Source organism: Polaromonas sp. P1_E1_2, assembly GCF_056406035.1.
The window spans coordinates 1-1,479 of sequence record NZ_JBFUAZ010000811.1; the positions used below are offsets into that span (position 1 = coordinate 1).

Genomic DNA, 1,479 nt, shown 5'->3' on the forward strand with positions numbered 1-1,479 from the left:
AGGTGTGCCTATCTGTGTTTGGCTCACGAAGCCCGTTTTTGAATATCTCCCGGAAATTCGCAACAACTGGAACGCCGCCGATTTTCCAAACACCGTGAAAATATTGGATACGATGTTCTACGTCTCCGAGATCGCGCCGCCCAACGGTGGCGAGTTGATGCATCTTTACGCAGATGCTTTTCACAAGGTTTGGAGTGCAATTCATAAGCAGGGGCCGGAGATCGCCGCTGGAGCAATTTCCAACTGAGCACCACGCCTCGCGACAATTCCCCAGTGCCGCAATAGTCTATCCCCACAGATTTTTAGCACGCCTTTATCAATGGGCAATCTAAAGCTGCACTGGGACAAAACTCAAAGCCATTTCTACGACGAGGCTCTTTGTATGTCGTTCTTAAAAAAACCGGAATTATTGATCTTCGACTGCGACGGGGTCCTCGTCGATAGCGAGCTTATCGCAACCGCAGTGCACATCGAAGCGTTGGCGAAGTGTGGCTATATCATATCCGCTGAAGAGTATAATGATCGCTTCGTGGGAATGACTGACCAGCAGAGTTATTCAGTCATAGAATCCGAGCGAGGCCTCCGCCTACCAGAGGATCACCATGAAAGCGTGATGGCCGAAATCGCAAATCGTTACGCGCGTGATCTGCGCGCGACCAGTGGCGTTCGGCAAACGTTGCAAGCCATCAATTTGAAGAAGTGCGTGGCGTCGAACAGTGACACTGCAAAGCTCTGTTTGGCACTTGTAGTCACAGACCTACACAATTTTTTTTGGCCCCATGTCTTCAGCGCTTCGCAAGTTGCGCGTGGTAAGCCGGCTCCGGATCTCTTTTTGTTTGCAGCACAGAATATGAAGACGCCAGCTGGCAGTTGTCTTGTTATTGAAGATAGTGTTGCTGGAACTCAGGCGGCGGTGGCTGCCGGGATGACGGTGATTGGCTTCGTAGGTGGCTCCCATTGCCTACCTGGACATGGAGACAAACTGGCAGAAGCAGGTGCGATAAAGCTGTTTAATGACATGGCGGCACTGCCACAAATCTTGGCCGATTTGTGATCATCAATTGCGCTCTGGCGACCCGCTTGAGTCCCGGTATCACTGTCCAGATTCATGGTGGGTGCGATAGCATCAGGGTAGTGCACGGGCTTCCTCATTGACCTAACCGCGCCTTGTTGGCTCGGACCGCCAAAGACATGGAGACACTATGATCGCGAAACCAATGGCAGCTGAAACTCCGGTAACGATCGATTACCTAGAAGGATTTCCGAATTTCCTTTCCGTTTGCACAAGCTGGGCCTTCGGACAATGGGGTTGTCAATCGTATGGCTCATATGAACAAACGCGATGTGAGTTTGAAGCCGCAACGAGCAGTTCAATGCCACTGACACTTATTGCCATTGAAAACGCCGTGCCCGCAGGAATGATCACGTTAGCTGATCGTGACTTCGACGGAAAATCCAATCTATCCCCATGGCTTAAGT

At 51.0% G+C, this 1,479-nt stretch carries 3 protein-coding genes; all 3 read left to right on the forward strand.

What is annotated here, in order from left to right; all coding sequences use genetic code 11:
• A partial coding sequence (locus AC1D1P_RS23140; protein WP_477674607.1) for a hypothetical protein occupies positions 1-247 on the forward strand: 247 nt, incomplete at its 5' end.
• A gap of 72 nt (positions 248-319) precedes the next feature.
• Positions 320-1,054 (forward strand): HAD family hydrolase, encoded by a 735-nt coding sequence (locus tag AC1D1P_RS23145; RefSeq protein ID WP_477674608.1) that lies wholly within the window; start codon positions 320-322, stop codon positions 1,052-1,054.
• A 148-nt stretch (positions 1,055-1,202) separates the two neighbouring features.
• Positions 1,203-1,479, forward strand: a 277-nt coding sequence (locus tag AC1D1P_RS23150; protein WP_477674609.1) for a hypothetical protein, incomplete at its 3' end; no start/stop codon positions are given.